The organism is Calidithermus terrae (assembly GCF_003574345.1).
In the GTDB taxonomy this organism is placed as follows: domain Bacteria; phylum Deinococcota; class Deinococci; order Deinococcales; family Thermaceae; genus Calidithermus; species Calidithermus chliarophilus.
Genome location: NZ_QXDL01000010.1, coordinates 1 through 26,320 on the forward strand (window position 1 = coordinate 1; position 26,320 = coordinate 26,320).

The 26,320-nt window shown below is 68.1% G+C and carries 27 protein-coding genes; 15 read left to right on the top strand and 12 right to left on the bottom strand.

Annotation, left to right across the window (positions count from 1 at the left end):
• From Mterra_RS02295 to Mterra_RS02305, 3 genes are all read left to right on the top strand, one after another.
• Positions 1–120: IS4 family transposase (locus Mterra_RS02295; protein ID WP_147372510.1), on the top strand; the 120-nt coding region annotated here is incomplete at its 5' end.
• Positions 121–609: 489 nt separating this feature from the next.
• Positions 610–2,565 (top strand): carboxypeptidase-like regulatory domain-containing protein, encoded by a 1,956-nt coding sequence (locus tag Mterra_RS02300; RefSeq protein WP_119313687.1) that lies wholly within the window; start codon positions 610–612, stop codon positions 2,563–2,565.
• A gap of 32 nt (positions 2,566–2,597) precedes the next feature.
• Positions 2,598–2,993, top strand: coding sequence for a hypothetical protein (locus Mterra_RS02305; RefSeq protein WP_119313688.1), 396 nt, complete (start codon positions 2,598–2,600; stop codon positions 2,991–2,993).
• A gap of 30 nt (positions 2,994–3,023) precedes the next feature.
• Here Mterra_RS02305 and mnmA read toward each other — a convergent pair whose 3' ends face one another.
• Complete coding sequence (gene mnmA / locus Mterra_RS02310; RefSeq protein ID WP_275053944.1) at positions 3,024–4,124, bottom strand: tRNA 2-thiouridine(34) synthase MnmA; 1,101 nt, start codon at positions 4,122–4,124, stop codon at positions 3,024–3,026.
• Positions 4,125–4,375: 251 nt separating this feature from the next.
• On the bottom strand, positions 4,376–5,215 hold the full coding sequence (locus Mterra_RS02315) for a DUF1385 domain-containing protein (protein WP_245971489.1): 840 nt from the start codon (positions 5,213–5,215) through the stop codon (positions 4,376–4,378).
• A gap of 231 nt (positions 5,216–5,446) precedes the next feature.
• Between Mterra_RS02315 and Mterra_RS02320 the strand changes: the two genes are divergently transcribed.
• On the top strand, positions 5,447–6,913 hold the full coding sequence (locus Mterra_RS02320; protein WP_119313690.1) for a leucyl aminopeptidase: 1,467 nt from the start codon (positions 5,447–5,449) through the stop codon (positions 6,911–6,913).
• A gap of 18 nt (positions 6,914–6,931) precedes the next feature.
• Positions 6,932–7,468 (top strand): NUDIX hydrolase, encoded by a 537-nt coding sequence (locus Mterra_RS02325; protein ID WP_119313691.1) that lies wholly within the window; start codon positions 6,932–6,934, stop codon positions 7,466–7,468.
• Positions 7,469–7,479: 11 nt separating this feature from the next.
• On the opposite strand, the gene Mterra_RS22990 is transcribed toward Mterra_RS02325, so the two are convergent.
• From Mterra_RS22990 to Mterra_RS02340, 4 genes are all read right to left on the bottom strand, one after another.
• The gene (locus Mterra_RS22990; protein WP_245971484.1) at positions 7,480–7,845 is read right to left on the bottom strand and encodes a transposase; all 366 of its coding nucleotides are present in this window, start codon (positions 7,843–7,845) and stop codon (positions 7,480–7,482) included.
• Between the two features lie 11 nt (positions 7,846–7,856).
• Entirely contained in the window at positions 7,857–8,648 is a 792-nt protein-coding gene (locus Mterra_RS02330; RefSeq protein ID WP_245971486.1) for an RNA-guided endonuclease InsQ/TnpB family protein, read from the bottom strand.
• A 90-nt stretch (positions 8,649–8,738) separates the two neighbouring features.
• The gene (tnpA, locus tag Mterra_RS02335) at positions 8,739–9,137 is read right to left on the bottom strand and encodes an IS200/IS605 family transposase (protein WP_119313692.1); all 399 of its coding nucleotides are present in this window, start codon (positions 9,135–9,137) and stop codon (positions 8,739–8,741) included.
• Positions 9,138–9,361: 224 nt separating this feature from the next.
• Positions 9,362–9,802: a Fur family transcriptional regulator gene (locus Mterra_RS02340; protein ID WP_119313693.1), complete on the bottom strand. Its 441-nt coding sequence runs from the start codon at positions 9,800–9,802 to the stop codon at positions 9,362–9,364.
• 238 nt (positions 9,803–10,040) lie between these two features.
• On the opposite strand from Mterra_RS02340, the gene Mterra_RS02345 reads away from it, so the two are divergent.
• From Mterra_RS02345 to Mterra_RS02355, 3 genes are all read left to right on the top strand, one after another.
• Positions 10,041–10,304 carry a septum formation initiator family protein gene (locus Mterra_RS02345; protein ID WP_119313694.1) on the top strand — a complete coding sequence of 88 codons (264 nt, stop codon included), beginning with the start codon at positions 10,041–10,043 and terminating at the stop codon, positions 10,302–10,304.
• Complete coding sequence (locus Mterra_RS02350) at positions 10,294–10,563, top strand: hypothetical protein (RefSeq protein ID WP_119313695.1); 270 nt, start codon at positions 10,294–10,296, stop codon at positions 10,561–10,563. The genes Mterra_RS02345 and Mterra_RS02350 overlap by 11 nt, the downstream gene beginning before the upstream one ends.
• Before the next feature lie 110 nt (positions 10,564–10,673).
• Positions 10,674–10,943, top strand: coding sequence for a hypothetical protein (locus Mterra_RS02355; protein WP_147372511.1), 270 nt, complete (start codon positions 10,674–10,676; stop codon positions 10,941–10,943).
• Positions 10,944–10,995: 52 nt separating this feature from the next.
• Here Mterra_RS02355 and Mterra_RS02360 read toward each other — a convergent pair whose 3' ends face one another.
• On the bottom strand, positions 10,996–12,360 hold the full coding sequence (locus Mterra_RS02360; protein WP_218022861.1) for a cation:proton antiporter domain-containing protein: 1,365 nt from the start codon (positions 12,358–12,360) through the stop codon (positions 10,996–10,998).
• Between the two features lie 58 nt (positions 12,361–12,418).
• Positions 12,419–12,805 (bottom strand): GNAT family N-acetyltransferase, encoded by a 387-nt coding sequence (locus Mterra_RS02365; RefSeq protein WP_338025072.1) that lies wholly within the window; start codon positions 12,803–12,805, stop codon positions 12,419–12,421.
• Positions 12,806–12,828: 23 nt separating this feature from the next.
• On the opposite strand from Mterra_RS02365, the gene Mterra_RS02370 reads away from it, so the two are divergent.
• Positions 12,829–13,902 (top strand): alpha/beta hydrolase, encoded by a 1,074-nt coding sequence (locus Mterra_RS02370; protein WP_119313698.1) that lies wholly within the window; start codon positions 12,829–12,831, stop codon positions 13,900–13,902.
• 240 nt (positions 13,903–14,142) lie between these two features.
• Here Mterra_RS02370 and Mterra_RS02375 read toward each other — a convergent pair whose 3' ends face one another.
• Both Mterra_RS02375 and Mterra_RS02380 read right to left on the bottom strand, forming a co-directional pair.
• Complete coding sequence (locus tag Mterra_RS02375) at positions 14,143–14,622, bottom strand: phosphoribosyltransferase (RefSeq protein ID WP_119313699.1); 480 nt, start codon at positions 14,620–14,622, stop codon at positions 14,143–14,145.
• Positions 14,623–14,692: 70 nt separating this feature from the next.
• Positions 14,693–15,919, bottom strand: coding sequence for an aspartate kinase (locus Mterra_RS02380; RefSeq protein ID WP_119313700.1), 1,227 nt, complete (start codon positions 15,917–15,919; stop codon positions 14,693–14,695).
• A 204-nt stretch (positions 15,920–16,123) separates the two neighbouring features.
• Between Mterra_RS02380 and Mterra_RS02385 the strand changes: the two genes are divergently transcribed.
• From Mterra_RS02385 to Mterra_RS02410, 6 genes are all read left to right on the top strand, one after another.
• Positions 16,124–16,456, top strand: a complete 333-nt coding sequence (locus Mterra_RS02385; RefSeq protein WP_119313701.1) for a cupin domain-containing protein — start codon at positions 16,124–16,126, stop codon at positions 16,454–16,456.
• 17 nt (positions 16,457–16,473) lie between these two features.
• On the top strand, positions 16,474–16,956 hold the full coding sequence (locus Mterra_RS02390; protein ID WP_119313702.1) for a DinB family protein: 483 nt from the start codon (positions 16,474–16,476) through the stop codon (positions 16,954–16,956).
• A gap of 19 nt (positions 16,957–16,975) precedes the next feature.
• On the top strand, positions 16,976–17,746 hold the full coding sequence (locus Mterra_RS02395) for an enoyl-CoA hydratase-related protein (RefSeq protein ID WP_119313703.1): 771 nt from the start codon (positions 16,976–16,978) through the stop codon (positions 17,744–17,746).
• A 10-nt stretch (positions 17,747–17,756) separates the two neighbouring features.
• A complete protein-coding gene (gene ruvA / locus Mterra_RS02400) occupies positions 17,757–18,338 on the top strand; it encodes a Holliday junction branch migration protein RuvA (RefSeq protein WP_119313704.1) in 582 nt (193 codons plus the stop codon).
• A gap of 444 nt (positions 18,339–18,782) precedes the next feature.
• Entirely contained in the window at positions 18,783–20,306 is a 1,524-nt protein-coding gene (locus Mterra_RS02405) for a glycine--tRNA ligase (protein WP_119313705.1), read from the top strand.
• A gap of 317 nt (positions 20,307–20,623) precedes the next feature.
• Positions 20,624–21,307 carry a hypothetical protein gene (locus Mterra_RS02410; protein ID WP_119313706.1) on the top strand — a complete coding sequence of 228 codons (684 nt, stop codon included), beginning with the start codon at positions 20,624–20,626 and terminating at the stop codon, positions 21,305–21,307.
• A 332-nt stretch (positions 21,308–21,639) separates the two neighbouring features.
• Here Mterra_RS02410 and Mterra_RS02420 read toward each other — a convergent pair whose 3' ends face one another.
• Both Mterra_RS02420 and Mterra_RS02425 read right to left on the bottom strand, forming a co-directional pair.
• Positions 21,640–23,403, bottom strand: a complete 1,764-nt coding sequence (locus Mterra_RS02420; RefSeq protein ID WP_147372512.1) for a galactose oxidase early set domain-containing protein — start codon at positions 23,401–23,403, stop codon at positions 21,640–21,642.
• A gap of 354 nt (positions 23,404–23,757) precedes the next feature.
• The gene (locus tag Mterra_RS02425; RefSeq protein ID WP_119313708.1) at positions 23,758–26,082 is read right to left on the bottom strand and encodes a PA14 domain-containing protein; all 2,325 of its coding nucleotides are present in this window, start codon (positions 26,080–26,082) and stop codon (positions 23,758–23,760) included.
• Positions 26,083–26,320 lie beyond the last annotated feature (238 nt).

The window sequence follows — 26,320 nt, forward strand, 5'->3', positions numbered from 1 at the left end:
CACCAGGGCCGCAAGGGGGACGGGATGCCGGGCTGGCTCACCCTGTGGAGGGGGATGGCCAGACTGCAAACCCTAGTCGAAGGTGTGCGTCTGGCACGTAAAATCAAGACTTATGGGTAATGACAAGGGCTAAAGCCGGGGGCTTCCGGGGACAGACTCATGCCTAGCACTTGTCGCTTCCCCCAGGTATGGCCGGTTTACAGCGGCCCAGCGGGTTTGACCCCGCTGCGAAATAGGTTGCGTCGCAGGCAAAAAGCCGTTGCTCCCAAGGGAGTGCCCTATAGCCTCAGCAACCATGAGGGCAGTTTACATCATCACGGCTTGTCGGGCATCCAGCGCTCTTCGAGCGCCACCCCCTTCCTCCCCATGCCTGAAGGCAGGGGCTTCCGGGGGTGGTCTCGGTGACCTTCAAGGACACGCCCGGTACTGCATTCGCCAGGAAGGAGGTTCCGTATGGACGCATTGGGAGCAATTCTGCGGGTCACGGGGCATGTCATTCAGGCCAGCGGCTCGAGATGGCCCCTGGCACTGCTGGCGGGAGTTCTGCTTTTCGGCTGCCGCCCGGCCGAGCCAACCCCGTCGGATGATGAGCCCGCGTCTGCGGCACAGGTGAGCGTGGTAGGAGTCAACAAGAGCGGCTTCAACGCCGCTGCCGGCACGGTGAAGTTCGTGATCTCCGGCGAGACCCTCGACACCGCGCCGGGCAGCGTGCTGGTGCTGCACAACAACACCAAGGTCCCCGACGGCGCGCTCGAGGTCTCGAGCAGCGAGGTCACCCTCCCATCCATCACCGAGGAAGGGCTCAACGAGTTCACCCTCATCGCCCGCGACAGCAAGGGGCTGGGCATCACCTACGAGACCCGCTTCTGGGCCGGCAGCCAGAGCCTCCTGGTCCAGGTGGTGGACCAGGGCAACCAGCCCGTCAGCGACGCCGCCGTGACCATCCGGCTCAACGACGACCAGAGCGTGAACGCCCAGGCCACGAGCACCGGGGGCCAGGCGACCTTCGACAACCTCCCCGACCGGACTTTCATCCTCGAGGCCAAGGCCAGCGGCAACCGCTTTGCCTCGCTGGCCGCCATCATCGGGGATTCGCCCAAGCTGGTGCTGAGGGGGTTCGACCCACCCAGCGCCGTGGACAACAACGACTTCAGCCAGGGCACCAACGGCTGGAACCTGGACACCGACGGGGACGGGAAGGCCCCGGTAGAGATCGCTCCCCACGTGGAAGGGAGCATCGGCAGCCTGCCCGCCGGCGCGGCAACCCCGCCCCGGCTCGAGCGGAGGCCAGGTTTCATCGCTCCAGCCCCCTGGACGCGAGCCGCAACCGCTCCCCAGGCCGACGACATGGACTTAGTGCTCAACACCTCCGGTGAAGGGCCACAGTCCATCTCCCGCACCTTCACCATCAAGCCGGGAACCAAGAACGTCACGGTGCGCTATCGCTTCATCACCAGCGAGGTGCCTGGCGGCTATTTCGGCACCAAGTACAACGATTACTTCGGCGTTTCCATCCGCAGCCAGAAGGGCGGCGGCGCGGCCCTGGAGCGCAACAGCATGAACGGGCTGGGCCTAGCGGCCTTCGATGCCGGCGGAGCGACGGCCTGGCGTGAGCAGGACCTGCCGGTGGACGAAGAGGGCGACACCATCCAGGTGGATCTGACCGTGGCCAACGTTGCCGACGACCTCCTGGACTCCCAGGTGGTGGTGGACATCGTCGAAGAGAAGAAGCTAGCGATCGCCAAGCTGCAGCTCAACGACATCAACAACCAGCCCCTCAATTACCTGAGCGCCTCCGCACACACCTACTTCGGCGGCAACACCCGCATCCACGGCACCATCACGGTCGAGGGGGCCGAGGACGACTCGCTCACCTCGCTGGAGCTCGAGGTGCTCGAGGGGAGCGCGGTGGTGGCCAGGGCCAACCTGGCGGCCGGGGTCCGGGGAGCCCTGCTCACCGCCTTTGGCGACGACGAGAAGGTGGAGGTCAGCAACTCGCAACTGCTCTTCGAACTCCCCTCAGCCCAGGCGGCCGCCGTCAACCAGCAGAACAACGGCAACCTCACCCTGCGCGCGCGGGCCAAGTCCCAGAACGGCGAGGAGGCCACCGAGGAGTTCGGGGCGGTGCAGAAACTGGTGCGCTACACCGGCGCCAACCGCTACGGTGGCCGCGACGAGGGGGTGGGGGGCGATGACTGGGTCAAACCCAGCGTCAGGACCGTGATCGAGCACTTCGCCGGTCTTACCTGGGGCGACTTCAGCAACATGAACGGGGGCCCGTTCCCGCCCCACCAGACGCATAACGACGGCAACGATGCCGACGGCTGGTTCAACGGCTACAACGCGCGGGACGCCGCGACCGCCCAGACCATCATCGGTCACCTCAACGACGCCACCTACGGCTCACGCATCCTCACCGTCTACGTCACGTACCAGCAGGCCAACGGCAACGCCTTCTGGGAGGCCATCAGGAACGTGACCCTCAACGACGGCCGGCAGGCACGCGACGTAATCCGGCCCCTGGGGGGGCACACCACCCACTTCCACTGGATCGTCTCGGAGTAAGTGCCTCCAAGGTATGTTCGTGGCGGTCTGCGATGAAGAGACTTCTGGCGCTGTGGGTGCTGGGTTCTCTGGCCCAGGGGGAAGGGCCTGGCCGGGTCAGCCGGGCGGTGCTCTCGGCCAGCAGGGGGGGCTCAGACGCCAGGGCGTTCCCCGCGAGCCTCGAGAAGCTCTGGTTGCGGCTGGAGCTCGAGGGAGTCCCCCCAGACACCCTGCTCACCTGCGCTTTTCTGGCCGAGAAGACCCAGGCAGTCCCGCCGGAGCGCGAGCTCGAGCGGGCGAGGCTCGAGGTAGGCGGCCTGATCAACCGTGTGACCTACAAGCTGAGCCGGCCCCCACAGGGCTGGTCGCCAGGGGTCTACCGGGTGGAGGTGTACCTGGGAGGTGGCCAGGCCCCCACGTTGCAAATCCGTTTCCGGATCGTGCTTTAAGGGCCGCCGGCGGCTGTACGGCGTATCGCGTCAGCCCACCGCCAGTCCTGCCCCGGCGCGGGACTCGAGCTGGTTGTGGAGGGGCCGGGCGATGAACCCCCCGCCCAGCAGGCGGTTCCCCTGGTAGAGCACCATGCTCTGCCCCGGCGTCACGGCGAACTGGGGCTCGGAGAGCCGCACCCGCATGCGCCCACCCTCGAGCAGCTCGACCGTGCCCGGCACAGGCTTGGTGCGGTAGCGCACCTGCACCTCCAGGGCCTCGGGCAGCTCGCCGGGCCCCACGAGCAGGTTGACCTCTCTCGCCTCGAGGCCCCCCCACAAGCAGGCCTCGCGCGGCCCCACGATCACCTCGTTGGTGGCGGTGTTGACCCGCACCACGTAGCGCTCGAGGTGGGTCTTGAAGAGCCCCAGGCCCTTCTTCTGGCCCACCGTGTAGAACTGCGCCCCGTGGTGCTCCCCGATCACCTGGCCGGTCTCGAGGTCCACCAGGGGCCCCGGCCTCGCGGTGAGGCGGTCGGCCAGGAAGTCCTTGAGGTCGCCCTGCACGAAGCAGATGTTCTGGCTCTCGGGCTTCTTGGCGGTGGGCAGCCCGAAACGCTCGGCCAGCGCGCGCACCTGGGGCTTCTCCATGTGCCCCACCGGGAAGAGCATGTGCGGGATGGCCTCCTTGGGCGTGCCCCACAGGAAGTAGGTCTGGTCCTTGCGCGGGTCGCCCCGCAGCAGGGCGTTGCCCTCGCGGATGACGTAGTGCCCCGTCGCCACGTAGTCGCAGCCCAGCATGCGGGCCTTCTTCAACAGCGAGTCGAACTTGACGCGGGTGTTGCAGTTGACGCAGGGGTTGGGCGTCTCCCCCGCCTGGTAGCCCGCGATGAAGGGCTCGATGATCTTCTGCTGGAACTCCTCGCGGTAGTCGAGGAGGTAGAAGGGCACGCCCACGATGTCGGCCACCCGGCGGGCCTCGTAGGCCGCGTCGGGCGAGCAGCAGGTCTCGAAGCAGTCGTCCTTCTTGTCGTCGGGCCAGAAGCGCATCATGGCCCCGACCACCTCGTAGCCCTGCTCCTTGAGCAACGCCGCCGAGACCGAGGAGTCTACCCCCCCGGACATCGCCACGAGCACGCGCCCCTTGCTCACAAGGGTTAAGTGTACCCGATGGCTTTAGGAAGTGGGGCACACTTCCAATACGTCACGTCGATAGCTGATGGTCGATAGCCGATAGCCAAAAGCGTATGGCTTGTAGCGTGCGGCTCGTGGTTTGTCTAGGGTCGAGGGCCAAAGCCTCTCGCGTCTTGCGTCTTGCGTTTTGCGTCTCGCGTACGACGTACGACGTAGGACGTAGGACCCACGACCCCCGCCCAGCGCCCGGCTACCGACCACCGACCACCTCACGCCACCGGCACCGCCTCCGGCTTCTTCTCCCCGATAGCCGCCTTGGTGCTCTCGATCGCCACCTCGATCATGTCGTCGGTGGGCTCTTTCACGGTGAGCATCTGGAAGCGGAAGCCAAAACCCCGCAGCAAGCGGGAGAAGGGGTCGTTGTGGTTGGCGGTGAAGCGCAGCAGCTCGAAGGCCAAGCCGGCCACGACGGGCAGGAACAGCACGCGGGCCCCCAACCGCCAAGCCAGGTTCTCCTGACCAGGGAGCACGCTGTAGACCACGATGCTCGCGAGGATCACGAAGGCGATGAAGGTGGTGCCGCAGCGGGGGTGGTAGGCAGGCTGGACCCGCACGTTCTCGACGGTGAGGGGCAGGTTCTGCTCGTAGGCCGCGATGGCCTTGTGCTCGGCGCCGTGGTACATGAAGAAGCGCTGGATGTCGGGCAGGCGGCCGATGAACAGCAGGTAACCCACCAGGATGCAGGCCTTGAAGACCCCGGCCAGGGCGTTGTACCACACCGGGTACTTGGCCGCGTCGATGAGGAAGCCCGACAGCAGGCCCGGCAGCACGATGAAGAAGAGGATGCCGATCACCGCGGAAACCGCCATGGTGGTGTAGAGCGCCCCCTTGGAGAGCTGCTCCTCCTCTTCCCCCGCGAGCTGGGCGCTGCGCGAGAGCGAGCGGTAGGACACCGACATCGCGTCGAAGAGGGCCACCACCCCGCGCAAGAGGGGCAGGCGGGCCCAGGCGTACTTCTTCGACAGCGCGACCTCCTCGTGGCGCTCGGTGTGGATCTGGCCGTTGGGCAGCCGCACCGACAGCGCCCAGGCGTCGGGCGACTTCATCATCACGCCCTCGAGCGCCGCGCTCCCCCCCAGGGCGTTCTTGGGGTTGGCCTGCGCCTGGAAAGCGGCGGCGAAACGGGTCCAAAAGCTCACGACTGACCCGTGCAGGGCAGGTCTGGGGAGCGCGAAACGCGGTTGAGTCCTCATCCGTTCGATTATACGCGGCCGAAGTTGAGGAAAAGGACAGGAAATTCTCAGCTTTCTCTCAAAATCGCCGTGGTATGCTCGCCAAGTATGGAAATTACAGTTAAATCCGCCCGCAGGTATGTGGACGAGATTCCTGCCCCTTTAGCAATCGCCGGGTACTGGGGCGGTGAGCTCACCGAGGAGGCCCGCAAGCTGGATCAGAAGAGCGGGGGGCAACTCAGCCGAGTGCTTGATGAACTAAAGTACAAGGGCGATTTCGGCGAAACCCTGTTGCTCCCGGTGGGCGAGCAGTTCGTCTTGTTGTTCGGGCTCGGCCGCAAACGCGGGGTAAGCCTCGAGACCGTGCGCAAAGCGGGGGCGCGGCTGGTGCACGAGGTCACGCGGCTGGGCTTCAAGGAGGCGGTGGCCGAGACCTTCCTGGCCGAGAAGTTCGGCAAGAAGCAGGCGAGCTACGCCCTGGCCGAGGGGGCGCTGCTGGGCGCGTATGAGTTCAAGAAGTATAAATCCGATCCGGAAGTGAAGAAACTCCGCCTTTGGCTCGCGCGCTCCTCCGGCCCCGCCGTGGACCGCGCCGAGGTCGTGGCCGAGGCGGTCAACTACGCCCGCGACCTCATCAACGAGCCGCCCAACGTGCTCACCCCGGCCGAGCTGGGCGAGCGGGCCAAGGAGCTCGGGCGCGAGGCGGGCCTGGAGGTCGAGGTCTGGGACGAGCGCCAGATCCAGCAGGCGGGGATGGGGGCTTTCTACGGCGTGGCTCAGGGCTCGCTCAACCCCCCGCGCTTCATCCAGGTGGTCTACCGGCCCCAGGGCAAGCCCTCGAGGGTCGTCGCCCTCGTCGGCAAGGGCATGACCTTCGACACCGGCGGCTACTCGCTCAAGCCCAACGAGTCCATGCTGACGATGAAGTGCGACATGGCCGGTGCCGCCGCGGTGCTGGGCACCATGCGGGCCGTCGCCCGCCTCAAGCCCGACGTCGAGGTGCGCGCCTACATAGCCGCCGCCGAGAACATGATTTCCGGCGGGGCTTTCCGCGTGAGCGACGTGCTCAAGAGCCTCTCGGGCAAGACCGTCGAGGTGCTCAACACCGACGCCGAAGGCCGCCTCACCCTGGCCGACGCCATCACCCACGCCGACCGCGAGGGCGCGGAGGCCATCGTCGAGCTCTCCACCCTCACCGGGGCCTGCGTCATCGCCCTGGGCGACAAGGTCGCGGGGATGTTCAGCACCGACGCGCGGCTGGGCCGCGAGGTGCAGGAGGCGGCCGAGCGGGCCGGGGAGAAGGTCTGGCCCATGCCGCTGGAGGAGGAGTACCGCGAGATGATCGTCTCCACCACCGCCGACCTCAAGAACGTGCACGGGCGCAGCCGTTACGGCGGGGCCATCGTGGCGGGGCTGTTCCTGGCGGAGTTCACCGAGAAGCCGCTGGTGCACCTCGACATCGCCGGGCCCGCCTACACCGAGCGCCCCCACGCGCTGGGGCCGGCCGGGGGCGTGGGCTTCGGGGTGCGGACCCTGGTCGAACTGCTCAGCCCCAACCCGCTGGGCGAGGAGTGAAGCACGGGCGGTGAGGGGTTGACCCCCGGCGGCCTCCTGCCATTCCTCGAACGCCACCCGGCCTTCGGGGAATGGCAGGAGGCGTGGCTGGGGGTCCCGCTGCACTTGCGCGCCGGGCTCTCGGACGAGCCGCCGCCTGTGGCCTTCGTGGGCTCGGTGCGTGCCGTCGTGCTGCGGGGGGCCGAGGTGCTGGTGGTGCGAACGCCGGCGCCCCTCCTCACGGTGGGCGGGCGCCGCGAGCCCGGGGAGGCGCTCGAGCAGACCCTCCGGCGCGAGGTGGCCGAGGAGACGGGCTGGCTGGTCTGCCCGCTCGGGGTGATCGGCTTCATCCACGTGCGGCACCTGGACGGGCAACGTCCGGCATGGGGCCGGCCCGCGCCCGACTTCGTGGACCCGGTTTTCGCCGCCGTGGCGGAGCACTTCGACGGCCGGCGGAGGTCGCCGGGCGAGGCGGGCGGCGTCTTCGTCCCGGTGGAACGGGCCGAGCGGCTGGGCCTCAGCGAGGTGGACCGGGTGTTCCTGAGGGCGGCCTTAGGGAAAGGCTGGCCTGATTGACACTCCCACGGCTAAAGCGCGTGGGATTCTGGGTTCAACGAGGACTGCCTACGATGCGTAGGTCTTACGGCGGCTCCCCAAGCGTTTTGCGTCTCCGTGTGCCCCACGGCGACGGGAATCCTGTGGATTCCTTCGGCGCGGATGTTTCGCGCCGCGTTCAGGTCTCGGTCGTGCACCGCCCCGCAGGTCCAAACCCTGTCCGAGAGGGGGAGGGCGGTGTGGATCGTCCCGCACTCCCGACAGAGCTTGCTGCTGGGGAAGTAGCGGTCAATCACGGCGAGATGTTTGCGGTGCCAGACCGCTTTGTACTCCAACTGCCTGCGGAACTCGCCCAAGGCCGCGTCCAGCACCGATGTGGACAGCTTGGTTCTCGCCATCCCCTTCAGGTTCAGGTCCTCGATGCACAGCCCGTCGTACTGTACTTCTGGACGAGTCCGGTGGTCAGCTTGTGCAGCCAGTCCTGCCGCTGGTTGCGGACCTTGGCGTGTACCCGGTTCAGCCGCTCTCTAGCTTTGTCACGGTTCTTGCCCCCTTTCTGCTTGCGGGAAAGCTCCTTATGTGCCTTTCTCAGCCGTCGTTCGGCCTTGCGGTAGAACTCCGGCGGGGCGATTCGCGTTCCGTCCGAAAGCACCGCGAAGTCCTTCAACCCGAGGTCTATCCCTACTACCCGTTCAGGGTTGGCAGGGGGCAAGGGCACCTCAGGCATCTCGAACTCGGCGGTCAGGGTGACGTACCAATGCCCTTGCGTATCCCGCTTGAAGGTGGCCCCCTTGACAGGGCAGTCAATCGGCTGGCTTTGGCGAATCTTCACCCGACCGACCTTGGGGATGTACACCTTGGAGCCTTCGACCTTCACCCGCTGGGGGATGCGGAAGCGGGGGGTGTCACGCTTTTTCGATTTGAACTGGGGGAACCCGGCCCGCTTCTCGAAAAACGCCTTGAAGGCCCGGTCGAGGTCTTTCAAAGCTTGTTGCAGCAGTTGGCTATCCGCCTCCTTCAGCCAGGCGGTCTCGGGCTGCTGCTTCAGGGCGGTCAAAAGGGCGGCCTGCTGGTTGTAGGTCAGCCCCTTGCCCGTCGCGGCATAGGCTTCCTTGCGCCGGGCAAGCCCCCAGTTCCACACCCACCGCCTGGCCCCCGCCATGCGCTCCAAAGCCTCACCCTGTTCGCGGGTGGGCTCCATGCGGAAGCGGTAGACCTTCCGGTGTACGCGCCTCCCGCCGCCGGGGCTGGCGGCGTCCCGAAGGGAATCTACCTTCCGGTGTACGGCCATTCAGTCCCTCGTCTTCTGGGCGGCGACGTACTGCTCGATGGTCTCGCTACTCACCATGCCCGCCGTGCTCACGAAGTACGAGCGCGTCCACAGCGCGGGAAGCCGGATGAGGTGGGGGAACTCCCGGCGCAGCACGTGCGAGGTGTAGCCCTTGAGGCGGTGGGCGACCTGGTTGGGGGCCACGCCAGGGCCTGTCGAGAGAAACAGGCGCACGTGGTCGGGCATGATCTCCAGGGCAATGATTTCCCAACCCAACTCGGCGCACTTTTGCACCAGCAGATTTCGCAACCGCTCGGCCAACGGCCCTACCAGGATCTTGCGGCGGCGCTTGGGCACGAAGACGAAGTGGTAGCGCAGCAGCGAGACGGAGGTGTGCTTGTGTTTGTAGGCCGTAGACACTACCACAGCATAGCACACCAGCCGCCCGCCATGCTACGTCCGCCAGGGGCGGACGTGGGGGAGTCCATGTGGCGCAGACGAGCACGCCGCCACGCCCGGCGGCATGTCTGCGAGTCCCTCCCACCCCTGAGAGGGATGGGGTTTATAGCTCCCCCACACCCCCTCACTTTTATAAATAAACAGCAGGGCCGCAGAATGCTGCGGCCCTACCGGGCACCGTGTCCTTACTGGCAGTTGGGGCACACCCCGCGCAGCTCGAGGCGGGCGTCCTCCACGAACCAGCCCGTGCGCGCCTCGACCGCCTTCTTCACCGGCTCGGGGTCGAACTCGGGCAGGTCCTTGGCGAGCAGGTCTTCGATGGTGCCGCACTGCACGCAGAACAGGTGGTGGTGCTTTTCGGTAAAACCGTCATAACGGGTGTTGCCCTGCTGGTCCTTGAACTCCCACAGCAAACCCGCGTCGCGCAGCACCTGGAGGTTGAGGTACACGGTGGACAGGCCGATCGCGTACCCCTTCTTCTTCAGGCTCTGGTACAGCTCTTCAGGGGTGGGGTGGGCGTTTTTCTTGTCCAAAAAGGACAGGATACGCTCACGCGGCATGGTGTGGCGCAGCCCCACCGTCTTCAACCGACTGCGGAAAGTATCTCGTTCTTTAGTCCTCGCCATTTGTCGTCCCTCCCTTTGGGTGCCAATCTGAGTATAATCCAGTTTGCCGCAAAATGCATGTTCGAGAGTGTTTTAGTGCTCCCGGCGGCTCGAACTCGGAATCGGGTCAGAAGGCGGGTTTGGAGCGGTTTGCGGAAGAGGTGGTTGGACGGGGAGCATAGTTTTACAGTCCTGCAGACAGGTTCCCGGCGTAGCCCGGCGGCGAAGCGCCCCCAGAGCGCGATATACTGAAAACACCGTGGAGCGACCCGTCTACCGAGTTCTTCACCTCATTTTCGCCCTGGGTTCTTTGCATTTGTTGGGTCTGGTCGGCCTCGAGGCCAAGCGCTTCCTCGACCTGCGCCACGAGCGCGCGCTGACCCAGACCCAGATCGCCAACCTCAGGAGCCGCGCCGCCGCCCTGCAGGCCGACATCGCCGCGGCTCAGACCCCCGAATACCGCGAAGCCATGGTGCGCCGCATGGGTTACGTCAAGAAGGACGAGGTCCTGAATGCTCGATAGCCTTGCCGAGCGATTCCTGGAGGACGAGGCGCTTTCGGAGGGCCTGACCGACCAGCAGGCCCACGAACTGCTCGATTGGCTGATCTCCATCGCCCGGGAGCTGGGCGAGCCGGCCTACGTCCCCCAGCTCCAGCAGATCGGGCGGGAGATCGCCAAGATATCGCGGGATTACGGCGTCCCCGTCGAGACCCTGATCGAGCTCGTGGAGATGGCCTGGGAAGACCCCGACGCGCCTCCCGGCCCGATGATGCGGGCCTGAGAGACGCAGCGAGCCCCTGGCCCTTCGTGAGAACGCCGTGCCGCAGGCGTTAACGGAAGGGTTGTGACTTTATAACGCTCGGGTAACGCCGGGCGCGGTAGGCTTGGGCCATGGTAGGGGAAGTCGCCCGACACCGCGCGCGTCGGCTGATGTGCCTGGGGGTTCTGGCCCTGGGGCTCTCGGCCACCGCGCTCATGCCGAGCCCTTCCAACCTGGCCCCCACGCCTAGCCTCGAGCAGCGCGGCTCGAGCTGGCGCCCCAAGGCCAACCACCGCGGCGTTTCGTTGCGTAACCTGCTGCTGCCCGAACCGCTGGCGACGGCCACCCTCAGCGCGGCCCCCAGCCCGCCGGTTTTCACCCACGAGCGCCCCAGGGCGTGAGCCAAAGGCCCGGACGCCCGCCGACTCCGGCGGGCGTTTTCCGGCGGCGCGGTCAGTCCGGCTCCGGGCCGGGGCTGGCCTCGAGGCTCCGGTGGTACCAGTTGAGCAGGGGGGTCGAGGAGACGCCGTGGAGCACGATGCTGGCCGCCACCACGGTGACCGCCAGGCCCGTCACGTCCACGGCGCGGCTGCGGCCCACGCCCTCCCCGATGGCGTAGCCCAGGTAGTACAGCGTGCCGATGCCTCGGATGCCGAACCAGCCCATCAGCAGCCGCTGGCGGGCGGTGGTGGGCGTGCCCAGCAGGCCGACCCAAACGGCGAGCGGGCGGATCAGGAAGAACAGCAGCCCGGCCAGCACCAGCCCCCGCCAGTCCCAGTCCACGCTCGCCAGCACCCCGACGAGGATGATGGTGAAGGTGGCGAGGAGGCGCTCGAGGGTCTGCCCGAAGGTCAGCACCTCGTGGACCACCGCCCCCGAGGCCACGGCGGGCTGGCGGATCATCTCCTCGGTCATGGGGTGGCGCACCAACTGCTCGGCGGGCTGGCGCTCGAGGTCCACCGCCGCGGGCGCGGGCGGCACGGCGTCGGGCGGGTTGCGCCGCACGGTCTGCACCTCGGCCTGGCGCAGCCCCACCCCGGCCGCGAACGCCGCCAGGAAGCCCCAGGCGTGGATGAACTCGGCCCCCGCGTAGGCGAGGGCGATGAGGGCCAGGGCCAGGAAGTCGCCCGAGCTGGCGCTGGCGTTGCGGCTGCGCAGGTAGAAGGCGAGGCGGCCCACGCCCCAGCCCATCAGCCCGCCCAGGAGCAGCCCGGCCGGGACCGCCCACAGCAGCCGCTCGAGCGCCCACTCCCCCACCCAGCCGCCCAGCCGCCCCTGGTGCTCGATGAGCAGCAGCGCGAAGACCACGAAGGGGAAGGCCGTGCCGTCGTTGAGCCCGGCCTCGCCGGAGAGCCCGTAGCGCAGGCGGTCGCGGTCGCTGGCGTCCTCGACGGCGACCTCGGAGGCCAGCACGGGGTCGGTGGGGGCGAGCACCGCGCCCAGCAACAGCGCGGCCGCCGGGGTCAGGCCCAGCAGGTAGTGCCCCACCAGCGCCACGCCCGCGATGCACAGCAGCATCACCGGGCCCGCCAGGCGGTAGGCCGCCACCCAGGCCTTGTGGCGCAGGGGGAGGCGCAGCTTGAGCCCGCCCACGAAGAGCGAGACGATCACCACCACCTCGGTCAGGCGCTCGAGCCAGTTGGAGGTGGCGATGGTGTTGAGGTCGAGCAGCCCCAGCCCCAGCGGCCCGATGCCCACCCCGATGAGCAGGAAGATGACGCCGCTCGAGATGGGCAGGGGCTTGAGGTAGGCCGAGGCCAAGCCGATCACGAGCAGCACCAAGCCGGTAAGGGCGACCCAGTCGATGAAGGCCATCATCACCGGCCCAGGCTAACCGCCCAAGCTGAGGCCCCCCTGGGGGCGCTAAATTGAGGCCCTACAGCCCGAAGATCCGCCGGTGGGGCGGGTTGACGAGGCCGATGTACTCCTCGCGGTGGCGCTGGATGAAGGCCGAGACGAAGGGGCACATGGGGATGGCGTAGAGGCCCTTCGAACGCACGTCCTCGAGGGCGTAACGGACGAGCTTGCTGCCGATGCCCTGGCCCTCCGCCGCCTCGCTGACCTCGGTGTGGGTGAACATGACGGCGCCGGTGAGCAGGCGGTACTCGGCGAAGCCCACCACCTCTCCCCCCGTACGGGCTTCGTAGCGGCTTCGGGCGGGGTTGTCGCTGAGCTCGAGGGCGGCGGTGTCCATGGGGCCATTGTCCCACCCCGGCCAGTAACAACTCTGTAACAAGGCTCCGGTAGGATTGGGCGAAGTCAACTCAAACGACGAAGGAGAGCACCATGGGTTCTATTCCTACGCTCGAGGGCATCGAGTCCCGCACGGTCCAGACCCCCCGGCTCCGGCAGCACGTCCTGCTGAGCGGCCCCGCCGACGGCACCCCGGTGCTCCTGATCCACGGCAACGCCTCCTCCTCGACCTACTGGGAGGAGACCATGCTGGCCCTGCCGGACGGCTACCGGGCCGTCGCCCCCGACCTGCGCGGCTACGGCGACACCGAGGACAAGCTCATCGACGCCACCCGCGGCTGCATGGACTGGGTGGACGACCTCCTGAGCCTCATGGACACGTTGGGGCTCGAGAAGTTCCACGTCGCCGGGCACAGCCTGGGCGGCAGCGTGATCTGGGCCATGATGGCCGCCGCGCCCGAGCGCCTGCTGAGCGTGAGCGTGTTCTGCCCCGGCTCCCCCTTCGGCTTCGGGGGCACCAAGGACCTCCAGGGCACCCCCTGCGCCCCCGACTTCGCCGGCTCGGGCGGGGGCATCGTCAACCCCGAGTTCGCCCGGCTGATGGGGGAAAAGTACCGCGGCACCGAGCACCAGGCCTCCCCCCGCACCGTCATGAACAGCTTCTACTGGAAGCCGCCCTTCCGCCACCCCCGCGAGGAGGAATTGCTCTCGGGCCTGCTCTCCGAGCGGGTCGGGCCCGACAAGTACCCCGGCGACCTCGAGCCCTCCCCCCACTGGCCGGGCGTGGCCCCCGGCAAGCTCGGGCCCGCCAACGCCATCTCGCCCAAGTACGTCGGGGACACGGTGGAGCGGATGCTCGCCGCCGACCCCAAGCCCCCCGTCCTGTGGGTGCGCGGCGCCGAGGACCAGATCGTGGGCGACTTCAGCCTCTTCAACATGGGCACCCTGGGCAAGCTCGGCGTGGTCCCCGGCTGGCCGGGCGAGGAGGTACACCCGCCCCAGCCCATGGTGGGCCAGACGAGGCGGGTGCTCGAGCGCTACGCCGCTGGCGGCGGCTACTTCCGCGAGGAGGTCATCGCGGATACGGGGCACTCCCCGCACATGGAGAAGCCGGAGGTGGTGAACCCGCTCTTCCACGCGCACCTGGGGGAGCTTGATAGCCGATAGCTAAACGCCAAACGCAAAACGCCTTCTCTCTACCCCCCTTAGCAAGGGGGGCTGGGGGGATACCCCCTCCCCGCCAGCGCCTAGGGTCGAGGGCTGAGGCGTCTTGCGTCTTGCGTCTTGCGTTTTGCGTCTTGCGTCTTGCGTTTTGCGTCTTGCGTCTTGCGTTTTGTGTACGACGTAGGACGTACGACGCACGACCCGCGCCCGGCTATGGGCTATCCGCTATGAGCTACCGCCCCTTCACGCCGACGCCGAAGACCACACCTGGGACGGGTCCCACGGGTACACGATCCACCCGTCGGTCTCCTGGGCGCAGATGTCGGGGCCGTCGCCGGGGAAGTGGCTGTGGGTGGGCTTGTAGTGCAGGGTGCAGAGGGTGGGCTTGCCCCCGGCCTGGCGCACGCGCTCGCGCACGGCCACGGCGGTCTTGCCCGAGTCCCACACGTCGTCCACCACCAGGATGCGCTTGCCCACCAGCAGCGCGTCGCTGGGGAATTGCAAAAAGACGGGCTGGTCTAGGGTTTCGCCCACGTCGGTGTAGAACATCACGGCGGCGGTGAGCACGTTGCGCAGGTCGAGGGCTTCGCTGATGAGGCAGGCGGGGACCATGCCGCCGCGGGTCACGCAGAGGATGGCGTCGTAGTCGTCGCGGTTGAGCCGCGCGAGCAGCTTGGAGACCAGGCTGCTGATGTCGCTCCAGGTCAGGTAGTGCTTCTCCATATGCCCCATAACCTAACACAGCAGGGCAACGGGCAGGCCCGGGGCCTGCCCTCATGAGCGGCGCGGGGCCTCAGGCGCTGACGGGCTTGTCGAGCTCGAAGGCGCTGTGCACGGCCCGCACGGCGGCCTCGGCGAACTGGGCGGGGATGATCACCGAGATCTTGACCTCGCTGGTGGCGATCATCTCGATGTTGGCGCCGACGCCGGAGATCGCGTTGAACATGCGGGCGGGGATGCCGGGGGTGGAGGCCAGGGCCACGCCGACGATGGAGATCTTGGCGACGTCGCGGCGCAGGCGGGCCTCCCCGCCGATCTCGGCGAGGACGGGCTCGAGGGCGTCCATGGCGTCGTCGGCGAAGTCGTGGTTGACCGTGAAGGCCATCTGCTGGCGCGAGGCGTCGTGGCCGGGCACGCCCTGGATGATCATGTCCACGGCGACCCCGGCGCGGGCTAAGGCTTCGAAGACCCGGCTGGCGATGCCGGGACGGTCGGGGATGCCGACCAGGCCGATCTGGGCGATCTCGTCGTCGAGGGCGACCCCGGTGACCGGGCGTTCGAGTTCCATTCCGTCCTCCGTAACGATGGTTCCTGGGTTGTAGGAGAAGCTGCTGCGCACGTGGATGCGCACGCCGTAGCGCTTGCCGTAGTAGACCGAGCGGGGGTGCAGCACCCGCGCCCCCAGCGCGGCCATCTCGAGCATCTGGTCGTAGCCGATCTTGGCGAGCTTCTGGGCCTCGGGGATGAGGTGGGGGTCGGTGGTGTAGACGCCCTCGGTGTCGGTGAAGATCTCGCACTCGTGGGCGCCCAAGGCCGCCGCGATGGCGACGGCGGTGGTGTCGGAGCCGCCGCGCCCCAGCGTGGTGAGCTCGCCGTCGGGGGTCACGCCCATGAAGCCCGCGATCACCGCCACCTCGCCGCGCTCGAGGGCCTCCTGGATCAGGCGGGGCTCGACCTTGAGGATGCGCGCGTCGCCGTAGCGGCCGTCGGTGGTGATGCCCACCTGGCCTTGGGTGAAGCCCCGCGCCGGGATGCCCATGGCGTTGAGCTGCATCGAAAGCAGGGCCACCGACTGCTGCTCCCCGATGGTGGTGAGCATGTCGAGCTCGCGCTGCGGCGGGCGGGCGTTGACCCGCTTAGCCAGGGCGATGAGCTCGTCGGTCATGCGGCCCATGGCCGAGACCACCACCGCCAGGCGGTGGCCCTTCTCCCGGTAGTGCTGGATGCGCTGCGCGACCTTGTGGATGCGGTCGAGGTCGCCCACGCTGGTACCGCCGTATTTCTGTACGACCAACGCCATAATCCGGTGAATCCTATCATGCTTGGTACACCAAAACCAAGCGGGTTCGGGAGCCTATACCGTATCCGTCGCCAATTTCGCGCCCCCCGGAGGCTCGCCGGCAGACCCCGCCGGCGGGCTTTGGGCGGCGGTGGCGTGAGTTTATGGGAGGGTCTGATCCCAAGTTGTCCCGCAGACGCTTATACTCCGTTCAAAGGAGCGAACATGAGCGTTTTCCCCGAATGGTTCAAGGCGTTCAAGCAGGTCACCCTCTGGCCGGGGATGGACATGCCCGTGGTCTCCGGGCACAACGGCCAGATCGGCTTCGGCCAGGTGCACGAGGACACCGAGGTGCCCGAGCACGCCCACGACGGGCAGTGGGGGGTGGTGCTCGAGGGCCGCGTGGAGTTCGTGATCGGCGGCGAGCGCAGGGTGTTCACCAAGGGCGACTACTACCACATCCCCGCCGGGGTGCCCCACAGCGCCCGGCTGGCCGCCGGGACCGCGTTCATCGACGTGTGGGAGGGCCAGCGCTTCGGCGAAGACCGCATGAGGTAGCAGCCCGAAGGGCCCGCATGGCCGACCCGCGCATCCCGATGCTCCTGACCCTGCTCGAGCAGGCCTACGACCGGCCCACCTGGCACGGGCCCAACCTGCGCAGCTCGCTGCGGGGCCTCACGCCGGAGGAGGCTCTCTGGCGCCCTGCCGAGGGGCGGCACTGCGCCTGGGAGTACGCGCTGCACTGCGCCTACTGGAAGTTCATGGCTACGCGCCACCTTACGGGCGAGCTCGAGCGGGGCCGCTTTCCCCGCAAGCCCGCCAACTTCCCCGCCGTCCCCGCCGAGCCCACCGCCGAGGCCTGGAAGGCCGACCTCGAGCTCCTCCACGCCTGCCACCTCGAGCTGCGCGCCGCCGTCGAGCGGCTCGAGCCGGGACGGCTCGACGAGAAGTCCGGGCGCTGGACCCTCGCCGAACACGCCTTCGGCGCGGCCAACCACGACCTCTACCACGCCGGTCAGGTCCGCCTGCTGCGGCGGCTGATGGGCAAAGACCGCTAAATTTCCGCGAGGAGTCGCTATGAGCGTGCTGTTATCCGAACTCGACCAAGGAGTCCTGACCCTCACCCTCAACCGGCCCGAGGCCATCAACGCCTTCAACACCGCGATGCTCCAGGGCCTCGCCCAGACCATGCGCGACGCCGCCGAGAACCCCGAGGTGCGCGTGGTGGTCGTCCGAGGCGCCGGGCGCGGCTTCTGCTCGGGCCAGGACCTGCGCGAGTTCGAGGGCAAGACCATCTCCTACAAGGCCCACCTCAAGAACTACGCCGGGGCCATCGCGGGCATCGCCACCCTCGACAAGCCGGTGATCGCCGCCGTGCACGGGGCCGCCGCCGGGGCCGGGCTCTCGCTGGCCCTGGCCTGCGACCTGCGCATCGCCGCCTCCGACGCGGTGCTCACCACCGGCTTCAGCCGCATCGCCCTCATCCCCGACGCCGGGATGAGCTACCACCTCCCCCGCATCGTGGGGCAGGCCAAGGCCTTCGAGCTCATGGCCCTCTCCCCCCGCCTGAACGCCGAGCAGGCCCTCGAGCTCGGCCTGGTCAACCGGGTCGTCGGCATCGAGAGCTTCGCCGAGGAGGTGCACAAGCTCGCGCTCGAGCTCGCCCAGGGCCCCACCCGCACCTTCGGCCTCATCAAGCAGGCCCTGCGCGAGAGCGCGACCTCGAGCCTGGAGGAGATGCTCGACGTGGAGGCCGAGTTGCAGGACATCGCCGGCCTGACCGAGGACCACAAGGAAGGCGTGGCGGCCTTCTACGAGAAGCGCGCCCCGCGCTTCTCCGGGCGGTAAACTGTTCGCCGTGATCCGCTACCTCAAAGGCACCGTCCTGCGCAAAACCTCCAACACCGCCGTGCTGCTGGTGGGGGGCGTCGGCCTCGAGGCGGGCTGCCCCTCCTCCACCCTGGCCGAGCTCACCGAGGGCCAGGAGGCCGTGCTGCACACCAAGCTGGTGGTGCGCGAGGACGACCTCTCCCTCTACGGCTTCGCCGACGAGCGCTCGCTCGAGCTGTTCGAACTGCTGCTGGGCGTCTCGGGCGTGGGCCCCAAGGTGGCGCTCAACATGCTCTCCAGCCTCACCCCCTCCCTGCTGGCTCGAGCCCTCGCCGAGGGCGACCTGCGCCTCCTCACCGGCGCCCAGGGCGTGGGCAAGAAGCTGGCCGAACGCATCGCCCTCGACCTGCGCGGCAAGGTCCCCGCCCACCTGATGGGCGAGGGCGGCCCCATCCGCCAGAACCGCGGCGTGGAGGAAGCCGAGCTCGCCCTCGTCACCCTGGGCTTCCGCGAGAGCCAAGTGCGCGGCGTCGTAGCCGACATCGTCCAGAAAAACCCCGAAGCCAACACCCAGGAGATCATCAAACTCGCACTCAAGGCACTGCGCTAGGAGGTCGAGGGCCGAGGGTCTAGGGCCGAGGCGTATCGCGTTTTGCGTCTTGCGTTTGGCGTACGGCGTACGACGTAGGACGTACGACGCACGACCCGCCCCCAGCACCCGGCCTCTAGCCCCCGGCGCCAAATTGACGACCCGGCGCCCGGTGCTGCATCATGAGGGGGCGTTGTCCGCAGGAGTACCGTGGACACCCGCCCACAGCGAGTTGGGGACGGTGAAAGCCCAGCGGCAGGGGCTACGGGAAGGGCGGCGGAAGCAGTCAACGCAACGACTCAGAGGGCTCGAGGGGGTTCCCTCGAGAACTGGGGTGGAACCGCGAGTAGTGACCCAACTATTCGTCCCCAGGCATCTTGCCGGGGACGTTTTTTTGTTCCCCGGTGGCCGGGCCAAACCCCCGGAGCGGACCTTTAGCGTCCTGCGCGACCGAAAGGAGCTTCTATGCCTGCTGAAACGATGGACGAACTGGTTTCCCTGTGCAAGCGCCGTGGCTTCATCTTCCCCGGCTCCGACATCTACGGGGGCCTGCAGGGCACCTACGACTACGGCCCGCTGGGGGTCGAGCTCAAGAACAACCTCAAGGCGGCGTGGTGGAAAGCCAACGTCTACGAGCGCGACGACATGGAGGGCCTCGACGCCAGCATTCTCACCCACCGGCTGGTGCTGCGCTACTCCGGCCACGAGGCCACCTTCTCCGACCCGCTCGTCGATAACCGCGTCTCCAAGAAGCGCTACCGCCTCGACCACCTCTTGAAGGACCAGAAGCCCGGCGTGGCCGACGCCGTGGCCCAGGCCCTGGGGCTGCCCGACGCCTCCAACATGAGCGCGCTGGTGGCCGCGCTGATGGCCGACCCCGAGAAGGCCGCCGAGGCCATGAAGGCGGCCAAGGTGATCGACCCCGCCGACGGGGCCCCCGGCGACTGGACGCCGCCGCGCCCGTTCAACATGATGTTCAAGACCACCATCGGGCCCGTCGCCGACGAGGACTCCTACGGCTACCTGCGGCCCGAGACCGCGCAGGGCATCTTCGTCAACTTCAAGAACGTGCTCGACTCCACCGCCCGCCGCCTGCCCTTCGGCGTGGCCCAGATCGGCAAGGCCTTCCGCAACGAGATCACCCCGCGCAACTTCATCTTCCGGGTGCGCGAGTTCGAGCAGATGGAGATCGAGTTCTTCGTCAAGCCCGGCACCGACGAGGAGTGGCACGAGAAGTGGCTCGAGGCGAGGCTGCAGTGGTGGGAGGCCCAGGGCATCCCGCGCGCGCAGATCCAGGTGCTCGACGTGCCCAAGGAGGACCTGGCCCACTACTCCAAGCGCACCTTCGACCTGATGTACAACTTCCCCACCCTGGGCTTCGAGGAGATCGAGGGCATCGCCAACCGCTCCGACTACGACCTGGGCTCGCACACCAAGGCCCAGGGCGAGCTGGGCATCCAGGCCAAGGTGATGGACAACCCCGACTCCACCGCCAGGCTGGCCGTGCAGGACCCCGAGACAAAGGCCTGGTTCGTGCCCTACGTGATCGAGCCCTCAGCCGGGGTGGACCGCGGCGTGCTGGCCGTGCTCAGCGAGGCCTACACCCGCGAGCAGCTCGAGGGCGGCGAGGAGCGCGTCGTGCTCAAGCTCAAGCCGCACCTCGCCCCCATCAAGGTCGCGGTGATCCCCCTGGCGAAGAACAAGGAGGAGATCACCTCCTACGCCAGGGAGCTCAAGGCCCGGCTGCAGGCGCTGGGCATGGGGCGGGTGCTCTACGAGGACACCGGCAACATCGGCAAGGCCTACCGCCGCCACGACGAGGTGGGCACCCCCTTCTGCGTCACGGTGGACTACGACACCATCGGCAAGAGCCAGGACGGCAGCACCACGCTGCAGGACACCGTGACCGTGCGCGACCGCGACACCATGATGCAGGAGCGGGTCCACGTCAAGGACCTGGCGCAGTACCTGCTCGAGCGGCTGCGCTGAAGGGCCGGGCGCGGGTCGTACGTCGAACGCCGATAGCTGATAGCCGATAGCTGAACGCTGGAAGACGTCGATAGTCGATGGTCGATAGCCGAACGCCGGACGCGGGTCGTACTCCTGGGTCGTACGTCCTACGTCGTACGCAAGACGCCTTGTTCCCCCCTTAGCAAGGGGGGCTGGGGGGATAAACCCTCCCCGCGCGCGGGGAGGGAAGGGGTGGGGTTACCACAAGCCGCGGGCCTTTCGCTGACGGCTTATGGCTTGTCGCTTACCGCTTTCCGCTCACCCGCACCCGTGGCGGTTGTGGGAGAATCCTCGAGATGAAACGGCTCCTACCGCTCGCTCTGGCGCTCGTGGCCCTGCTGGGCCTGGCGCAGGACAACGTGAACAAAGACCCCGCCTACTGGCTCGAGCTCGGCCTCAAGGCCAACGGCGGCGACGCGCTCAGAAACCTCAAGACGCTGAGCTACACGCTCGAGTACAAGCCTCCCTTCACCGACAAGACCAACGTCATCAAGGTCTACCTCGACTTCGTCAACCTGCGCAGCCGGCTCGAGATCGACGGGGCGGTGCGGGTCAACAGCAAGGAGCGCTCGTTCACCAAGCGCGGCGAGCAGGTGCAGGAGGGCATTTACAGCACCCAGCCGGGCAACTTCATGTGGGACATCCTCTTCAACGAGTGGCCGGGGCTGCGCTTCGGCAAGGAGCGCGACGAGGCCAGCTACGTGATGAACGTGACGTACAAGGGCAAGCGCTACCACCAGGTGCTCACCAAGACCAAGGGCGTGAGCCAGGGCTTCATGTTCTTCGACGACGGCACCGTCGCCGGCTACTTCACGCCTAAGCAGAGCACCATCACCTTCGACAAGACCGAGGTGGTGGGCGGAATCACCGTGCCCGTGAAGGCCACCGAGTTCCGCGAGGGCTTCCCCTACGCCGACCTCGTGTACAAGGACTACCAGATCAACCCGGCCCTCAGCCCCGACCTCTTCAGCAAGCCCTGACGATGCGCCTGGAGATCTGCACCGGCTGCCACGCCAGAACCGGCTCGGAGGAGAGCTTCAACGCCTGGGTGAAGCTGCTGGAGGAGCGCTTCGGCATCGGCTACTTCGGCGGGGCGGGGAGGGGCCTCGAGGTGGAGTTGTCGCCTGCCTCTCGCACTGCGACCAGGGCTTCTCGGTGGCGGTGGAGGGCGACGTGGTCGTGCTCGACGACCCCGCCGACTTCGCGGCGCTGGCACAGCGGCTCGAGCGCCTGACCCGCGCGAAGGTCTGAAGCGGAGATGGGGCCGTAGGGGCGGGTCTCGTGCCCGCCCTCTCCCCACGGGCCACCGGGGCTACTCGAGCCGCACGATCTCCCCCACCGAGGGCACGCCCCGCCCGTCGAGGATGAAGAGGAGGTAGAAGCCGGGCGGGGCCAGGTTGGGGCTGGCGGGGGCCCGGACCTCGAGGGTAGCGCTCCCCTTGCCCTCGAGGGTCAGCTTCATGAAGCGCTGGTTCATGTTGAAGCCGTGGGTGGCGGCCCCCAGGGCGACGAGGCTGACCGAGGCGATCGAGGGGGCGTCGGGGGACTGGAGGGTGAAGCGCTGGCCGTAGCCCAGGGTGCGGGGCGCGCCCGTGAGGCTGGGGCGGCGGGCATAGCGGCCGGAGCCGTCGGGCTCGAAGAGGTAGGGCGGGTAGTAGATCTCGTAGTTGGGGTGGTTGACGCCGCAGTCCTCGCCGCAGCCTCCCCCGCCTGCGGTCCAGACGGTGCCGTCGGGCAGCAGCAGCGCCGTGGAGTGGTAGTTGCGCGGCACGCTGGCCCTGGCCCCCGGCGCCCAGGCGTTGCTCTGGGGGTCCCAGATCTCGCTGTCGTAAACGGTGGCCTCGTCGCTGAACTTCTCGCCGTCGTTGCCGCCGTTGACGAAGACCCGCCCGTCGGCCAGGAGGGTGGCGTCGAAGTGGGTGCGGCCGAAGCGCATCGAGGGGCCGGGGCGCACCCCGGGTTCGCCGTCCGCGCTGACGTCCAGGAGGGTGGTGGTGGCGTCCGGCCCTCCCCCGCCGATCACCAGGATCTTGCCCGCCTGGTACATGACGGCGCTGCCGTACCAGCGGTTCTTGCCGTCGCGGGGGTAGCCCTCGCCCCAGGCCCCCTGGCCGGCGGGCTCGAGGAAGCGCAGGCGGTTGCTCGAGCCCGCGTGGAACACCCGCCCCGTCGGGGTGACGAACATCCAGGGGTACCAGTGGTTGAGGTCCCAGGTGTCGGTGCGGGCGTTGCTCAACAGGCGCAGCGTGCCGTCGCGCTGGAGCACCTCGGGGGCGGGGTTGTCCTTGCCCTGGGCGTCGCTGCCGCCGGTGATGAGGACCTCCTCGTTGGGCAGGAGGGTGAGGGTGGGGTACCAGCGCCCGGCGGCCATGTCGGGGCCGCGGGCCCAGGCGCCGCGGGCGGGGTCGTAGTAGTTGGTGTGGTCGCTGCCGTTGGTGCCCCCCAGGTTGCCGCCCGCCGCGAAGAGCCGCCCGTCGCTGAGCACCACGTGCCCTACGCACAGCAGGTCGGTGGTGCTGTTGTTGGCAGGGCGGTGCTCGAGCGTGCGGGGGTTCCACAGGTCCACCCGGGTGCCGGTGTGGTAGATCGGGTCGGTGTTGTCGCGGTGGTTGCCGATGGCGTCCTGGCTGTACCACGACATCAGCGTGCCGTCGGGCAGGAGCACGGCGTGCGTCGCCACCAGGGGCCAGCTCCGCGCCGTGCCGAACACGCCCTCGAGGTGGGCCCTCGGCGTGGGCTTGGGCGGGGTGATCACCGCCCCCGACTCGGCCCAGCCGCTCGCGCCGCCCCAGTTGAGCGCGCGCACCCGGTAGCTGTAGCGCTGGTCGGCGGCCACGGTGGAGTCTACGTAGGCGGTGGCGGCGCCCTGCGCGAGCGGTTCGTACGCGCCCCCCGCCGTGCTGCGCTCGATCTCGTAGGCGCGGGCGTGGGCCGCGGCCGGCCAGCTCAGGCGAACCTGGCGCTCGGAGAGGGTTATGGCCTCGAGGACGGCGGGCTTGGCGGGCGCGGGGTCGGGCCCGGCACAGGCGGCCAGCACGACAGCGAGCCCCAGCAGGATCATTTTCCCCGGATTCATTGTCCTCCCAAGCTCAGGTGAAGCGGCATCGAGGGTAAATCCTGCCCGAAAAAGCTGAGCCGCACCTGAACAGCCTACCCTGCGGCGACCCTCGAAAGCTTACAGACAATCTTATACCGGATTCAAAAAGATAATCACCCAAACCAAAGACCTTCAGAGGCTATCTTTTTGAATCCTAGAGCACACCCCTCCCTGACGGCCGGCGAAGAAAGCGTATCCCTTCGGTCGGGTCAGTTCGTCCCCGAATGGGGACGAACTGACCGAATCTGGTATTACGCCACCGCGCTTCCCGGGGCTGGGTTCAGGAAAGGCTCAACCCCTGAGCGAGCTCAGGGGTTGGAGCGGTTCAGGCGGTTACTGAAGGTTGACGACCTTCGCCACCGAGGGCACGCCGTCGGCGTCGAGGATGAAGAGGAGGTAGAAGCCGGGCGGGGCCAGGTTGGGGCTGGCGGGCGCGGTGGCCTGGAGCGTGCTGGCGCCCCGGGCCGTGATGGGGAGCTCGAGGAAGCGCTGGTTCATGTTGAAGGCGTGGGTCGCGGCGCCGAGCGCGACGAGGGTCACCTTCTGGATGGAGGCCGCCTGCGGGGTGCCCAGGCTGAAGCCCTGCCCATAAGCCAGCCCCGCGGGCGCGGAGGTCAGGGTGGGGCGGGGCGCGTAGTTGCCCGAGCCGTCCTTCTTGAAGAGGTAGGGCGGGTAGTAGATCTCGTAGTTGAGCCGGTTGACCGTGCAGTCGGAGCCGCAGCCGCCCCCGCCGGCGGTCCAGACGGTGCCGTCGGGCAGCAGCAGCGCCGTGGAGTGGTAGTTGCGCGGCACCTGGGCGGTCGCGCCCAACGTCCAGGCGTTGGCCTCGGGGTCCCAGATCTCGCTGCGGTAGACCGAGCTCGAGTCGTCGAAGTTGGTGCCGTCGTTGCCGCCGTTGACGAAGACCCGCCCGTCGGCCAGGAGGGTGGCGTTGAGGTGGGTGCGCCCGTAGGCCATGGGGGGCCCCACAGTCACGGCGGGCTCGCCGTAGGCGTTGAGGGTGAGCAGGTCGATGAGCTTGGTGGTGGCGTTGGTGCCGCCCCCGCCGGCGACGAGGATCTTGCCGGGCTGGTACATCACCGAGGTGCCGTAGGTGCGCGTGGGGTCGCCCCTCGAGAACTGCAAGGTCCAGCTCCCCGTGCCCGCCGGGTTGAGGTAGCCCATGCGCGGGGAAGCCCCGGAGTAGAACACCAGGCCGTTGGGGGCGACGTGCATCCAGGGGTACCAGTGGGTGAAGTCCCAGGTCTCGGTGCGGGCGCCGGTGAGCGCGCGCAGGGTGCCGTTGGTCTGGTAGACCTCGGCCAGGCCGTTCTCCGCGCCGCTCTGGTCGGTCCCGCCGATGATGAGGACCTCCTTGTTGGGCAGCAGGATGGTGGTGGGGTACCAGCGGCCGCCGGCCATGACCGGGCCCGGGCTCCAGGCCTTGGTCTGGGGGTAGAAGACGTTGGTCTCGGGGCTGCCGTTGGGCGAGCCCTCGTTGCCGCCCGCCACGAAGAGGCGCCCGTCGCTCAGGACCACCCACGCGGCGCAGAAGAGGTCGGTGGTGGGGTTGTCCACCCGCTCGTGGGTGTTGGCGGCGGGGTCCCACAGGTCAACCAGGGTGGAGTTGTGGAAGTAGGCCTGGGGGTCCTTGATGTCGCGGTAGTCGCCGACGGCGTCGTAGCTGTACCAGGAGATCACCCTGCCGTCGGGCAGCAGCGCGGCGTGGGTGGCGACCAGCGGCCAGGGCTGGACCGGCCCGAACCTTCCCTCGAGGTGAGCCCTCGAGTTGCCCACCGGCGGCGTCGTCACGCTGTTGGAGACCACCCACGAGCTCTCGCCGATCTCGTTGGTGGCCCGCACGCGGTAGGTGTAGGTGGTGTTGCCGCTGACGCTGACGTCGGCGTAGCTCGTGCCGCCGAGCCGGGCGAGGGGGGCGAAGCTGCCGTCGCCCGCCTTGCGCTCGAGCTCGTACTGGCTGGCGTTGGCCGAGACGCCCCAGCGCAGGTCCACACGCTGGCCGCTCGTCACGGTGGCGGTGAGGCCGGAGGGGTCGGCGGGCAGGGGGATCAGCGGGCCGGTGGGGAACAACCGCGAGCTGGGGACGACCTCCTTGGCCTGCCGCGCGCTCGACCAGCGCAGCTTGGCTACGGCCTTACCGGTGTTGTCGTAGAACTCCATCTTGACGGTGTAGCGCTTGCCGGCCTGCAGCGTGATGGTGCCGGCGTCCTCCTTGGCGCCGTGGTTGGCCCAGCTGTCGATGAGGAGCTGGCCGTTGACCCACAGCCGCGCCCCGTCGTCGGAGACGGTGTAGAAGGTGTACTGCTCGCTGTAGCGGGGCTCGACCTCGCCGGTCCAGCGCACCGAGAAGGTGTCGGTGCCCATCGAGGGCATCGGCGCGAGGGAGTTCCAGGTGAAGTTGATCTCGGGGTCCACGCGCCGAACCACCGGCCCGGTGAAGTCCTTGTTGTCGAAGTACTCCCCGACCAGCCCGTTGCTGGGCAGGGTGGCCGTGGGCTGCGCCGCAGCCCCACGGGCGTCGTCGGCGAATTCGTACCCTTCGGCCGTCTCCTTGAAGCCCGGCTCGTCGATCTCGGCCTTGGGCTCGAGGTTGCTCGAGCACGCCCCCAGCGCCACCAACAGCAATCCGACCGCCGCAATCCGACCGCTCCCCCTCATGCCACACCCCTCCCTCAAGAGGCCCTGCTCAATGCCCTGTAAACTCCCCGCCGAATGAGACCTTGGTTAACCAACCATTATCGCCGCCGTACCCAAACAGGGCAAGCCACCGCGCGGGCCACGACTTTTCCCTTAATCCGGAGCATAGGGACGCGGCGCAACGCGAACGCAACAACCCGGGCCGTCCACCCCTTGACCGCCGGGGCTGGGGGATGCTAGGGTGCTCGCGTGAGCCTGG

Coding starts and splice junctions, on each gene's coding strand:
- Mterra_RS02305 (WP_119313688.1), top strand. CDS start 2,598: ATGAAGAGACTTCTGGCGCTGTGGGTGCTGGGTTCTCTGGCCCAGGGG.
- Mterra_RS02315 (WP_245971489.1), bottom strand. CDS start 5,215: ATGATGAAGTCGCCCGACGCCTGGGCGCTGTCGGTGCGGCTGCCCAAC.
- Mterra_RS02320 (WP_119313690.1), top strand. CDS start 5,447: ATGGAAATTACAGTTAAATCCGCCCGCAGGTATGTGGACGAGATTCCT.
- Mterra_RS22990 (WP_245971484.1), bottom strand. CDS start 7,845: ATGGCGAGAACCAAGCTGTCCACATCGGTGCTGGACGCGGCCTTGGGC.
- Mterra_RS02330 (WP_245971486.1), bottom strand. CDS start 8,648: ATGGAGCCCACCCGCGAACAGGGTGAGGCTTTGGAGCGCATGGCGGGG.
- Mterra_RS02340 (WP_119313693.1), bottom strand. CDS start 9,802: ATGGCGAGGACTAAAGAACGAGATACTTTCCGCAGTCGGTTGAAGACG.
- Mterra_RS02350 (WP_119313695.1), top strand. CDS start 10,294: ATGCTCGATAGCCTTGCCGAGCGATTCCTGGAGGACGAGGCGCTTTCG.
- Mterra_RS02355 (WP_147372511.1), top strand. CDS start 10,674: ATGGTAGGGGAAGTCGCCCGACACCGCGCGCGTCGGCTGATGTGCCTG.
- Mterra_RS02360 (WP_218022861.1), bottom strand. CDS start 12,360: ATGATGGCCTTCATCGACTGGGTCGCCCTTACCGGCTTGGTGCTGCTC.
- Mterra_RS02370 (WP_119313698.1), top strand. CDS start 12,829: ATGGGTTCTATTCCTACGCTCGAGGGCATCGAGTCCCGCACGGTCCAG.
- Mterra_RS02375 (WP_119313699.1), bottom strand. CDS start 14,622: ATGGAGAAGCACTACCTGACCTGGAGCGACATCAGCAGCCTGGTCTCC.
- Mterra_RS02380 (WP_119313700.1), bottom strand. CDS start 15,919: ATGGCGTTGGTCGTACAGAAATACGGCGGTACCAGCGTGGGCGACCTC.
- Mterra_RS02385 (WP_119313701.1), top strand. CDS start 16,124: ATGAGCGTTTTCCCCGAATGGTTCAAGGCGTTCAAGCAGGTCACCCTC.
- Mterra_RS02390 (WP_119313702.1), top strand. CDS start 16,474: ATGGCCGACCCGCGCATCCCGATGCTCCTGACCCTGCTCGAGCAGGCC.
- Mterra_RS02395 (WP_119313703.1), top strand. CDS start 16,976: ATGAGCGTGCTGTTATCCGAACTCGACCAAGGAGTCCTGACCCTCACC.
- Mterra_RS02405 (WP_119313705.1), top strand. CDS start 18,783: ATGCCTGCTGAAACGATGGACGAACTGGTTTCCCTGTGCAAGCGCCGT.
- Mterra_RS02410 (WP_119313706.1), top strand. CDS start 20,624: ATGAAACGGCTCCTACCGCTCGCTCTGGCGCTCGTGGCCCTGCTGGGC.
- Mterra_RS02420 (WP_147372512.1), bottom strand. CDS start 23,403: ATGAATCCGGGGAAAATGATCCTGCTGGGGCTCGCTGTCGTGCTGGCC.
- Mterra_RS02425 (WP_119313708.1), bottom strand. CDS start 26,082: ATGAGGGGGAGCGGTCGGATTGCGGCGGTCGGATTGCTGTTGGTGGCG.